The sequence below is a fragment of the Okeania sp. SIO2B9 genome, from assembly GCF_010672505.1.
GTDB lineage: Bacteria > Cyanobacteriota > Cyanobacteriia > Cyanobacteriales > Microcoleaceae > Okeania > Okeania hirsuta.
The window spans coordinates 1-2,915 of sequence record NZ_JAAHGK010000998.1 but is presented as its reverse complement, the minus strand read 5'-3'; the positions used below and the strand labels follow the sequence as shown (position 1 = coordinate 2,915).

The following is a 2,915-nucleotide window of genomic DNA, read 5'->3' as shown; positions in this document are numbered from 1 at the left end:
ATAGACGTAGACCTATCCTGAAATCCCGCTTCCTACGCTAAAACGGCGTAGTAAGGGTTTGAGGACTTTTTTAGTTATGTTAATTGACAAAGACTTAAATGTAAGTATAGAGTGTAGAGATGCGGTTGGCTTGACCGTTAATGCCTGTGGATGAGTAACCGCCGACGGCCTCAGCAGAAGCAGGAAGTAAACATCAATTTGTCGCATCGATGTGACGTTTTATATCAGTTTTATGAAGCAGTTCGATTTTCCCATATCTCCCACTAACCCATACTTCCTAAACTCACTCCCCAATACGTTTCATATTTAATGAAACAACCCTGGTTAATGGGAGTGTGAATGTTTAATGGGATGAGAATCTCTATCAACCAAATAGACATCTGTTCAACAATTAATAATTAATAATTATTGAAGAAGGAGACAGGAGACAGGAGACAGGAGACAGGAGGAAAATTACATGGGGATTCGCTCCCCCAAGTAATGCGTGAACACCCCCGTTGACGGTGGGGTATTAAACCCACAAAGAAAATGATAATTAATTATTAGCTCTCCTTGAAAAGAAGAGGATAGACTAATCATGAAAATTTTTCTTCTCTTGGTCGATTGGATATGGCGAGGAGACCCGTTCTTACAGACCCGCTCCGAAGTACGCCATCCCACCCTACGGGAAGCTGCGCTAACGACCGCTTATTATCCCCTTAAAAGGGGAGGCGCATACCCACAATTTTTCGGTAAAAATCAAAAATAAAATCAATTATCACACATAAATTATCAATTCTTTCTGCCTACTGCCTACTGCCTACTGCCTATGCGTGGAGGAGATGTCTAATTATTTTGATGTATGTGTTGACTGGGATGAGAATCTCTATCAATCCAATTATTTAGTTAGGACATAGACTAATGACAAATCTTAGACTAGAAACTGATAACTGAAATGACCTGTTGGCTAAAATTTTAAATATCGACTATATCATAAATTGAGTATATCTTTAGGTTCCGATTAGTATAACTCGCTAATATTAATATCATGTCCGGATAATTAGTGATCAAAAAAAGTTTCTCTTTACTTCTTCTTTCTTCCCTCCTGACTCCTGAAGACTGATTCCTTCGTTTATTTATAACTGTTCAACCGGACATGATATAACTACTAAATATTAACCAAGAAAACAGCAACACCACTAATCATAAACGCCAAAATAGACGGCACTAAAGGCAGCACAAAACCTTGAGTAAAACAAAACAAACTAACTGAATATAAAATAATAATATTTCCTGCTATAAATAAGAAAAACAATAAAACTCGACGAAAACAATAACTTATCACACTACCCAAAACAGAATAACAAAAAATCCATAACAAATCTACCCACCAACTCCAAAACGTAATTAAAGGTCTACCATCCAAAACTGCCCTAATAATTTGACTAACTTGATGTGCGTGTAAAACAACTCCAGGTATTTGCTTCTGAGAAACAGTTTCAACATAACTATAAGGAGTATAAAATTGATCGCTAGCATAAGGGTCTGTACTACCAATAAGTACAATTTTATCCCTAACTAAAAAACCATCAAATTCCCCAGATAAAATATCTGAAATACTAATATAATTAGCCACCATATCGGCATTTCTATAATTAAGTAAAACTTGAAACCCACCAGCATCAACTTTTTGATAAATACCTTGTCTTTCCACAAGCTTCTTAAAAATAACATCACCAACTTTAAAATTTCCTGCGGTAATATCTTCTTCTTTAAATCCTTTACTTTCCAAATAATTAAAAGCAACCCTAGCACTTAATGAATACTCTGTTTGACAAGGGTCTTCTGCCTGTTTTCCCATAAACATTAAATGGCGACGGAAAACATCAACTTGACCATTATCGACAACAACATCAGTAAAACCTAAACGTTTTTCTGGTACTCCTTCAGGAGGTTTAGTACCAGGTTTATTGTCGTGATATTCGCTAGTACTACAAACAGCAACTATTTTCTGATTATTACTCAAAATTTTTAATAACTTTTGATAACCAGATTCAGAAGGTAAAGGTTTTTCTCTCCAAAAGTCTAAACCGATAATTGTAGGTTGATGACTTTCTAACTTGGCTATTACCTCAGCCAAAATTTCATCAGTTAAGTCACTACCAATACCATATTTATTAATATCTTTTGCCGTAGCTTCAACAATTAAAATATTAGGGTCTGGCTGTTCTGGAGGTCGCCATCGCATTAAGCGGTCGTACTCATTTAACTCTAAATTTTGTAGCCAACCTAAACTTCTAAAACTAATAACTCCCAACGATGCCAAACTAGCAAAAACTACACTCATTCCTAATTTTTTAGGTTTTGGTTGAGGTTGCTCTAGATTACTTTCTAAATAAGCTAATTTTTCTGCCACCCAATCTAGATTAAAAATTGTCCGATAAATTTTATTAAAAATAACTAATTTATCCTGTTTTTTAATAACTACACCAGACAACCGCAAAGCCATTTGAATTCGACTATTGTTAGCTTTAACTTCTCCTTGCAAGAGAATTTTTTTATATAATTTCAGTAATTGAGGAGCAAGTTGACCATGATTAACTAAATAATCGTGCATATATTTTAAATGAGTGGGATTATCTTTCTCTTCCCAATAAGTCAAAATATGTTCCTCTACCAATTTATCAACATCTGGTTCATAATCCTCTGCATAATCAACAATAATTTGACAAATTTTTTGAGTTAAAAAAGGTTGACCTCCGCTCCAATCAAAAACTTTTTGCAAAACAACTTCGGGTTCTTCTACTATTCCATCTAACCCCTGAGTTAATATTTTTCCATCTGCAAAAGTTAACTCTGTTAATTCAATCGGATGACCAATATTAAAAGGAGTATGTTTTCCCTCTCTAATTAAATCCTCTGGAGTTGCTACTCCA

Annotated in this window: 1 protein-coding gene; it reads right to left on the bottom strand. The window is 35.0% G+C overall.

All coding sequences use genetic code 11. From position 1 onward, the window contains the following. Nucleotides 1-1,147: 1,147 nt before the first annotated feature. Nucleotides 1,148-2,915, bottom strand: a 1,768-nt coding sequence (locus tag F6K13_RS26490) for a CHASE2 domain-containing protein (protein WP_287288922.1), incomplete at its 5' end; no start/stop codon positions are given.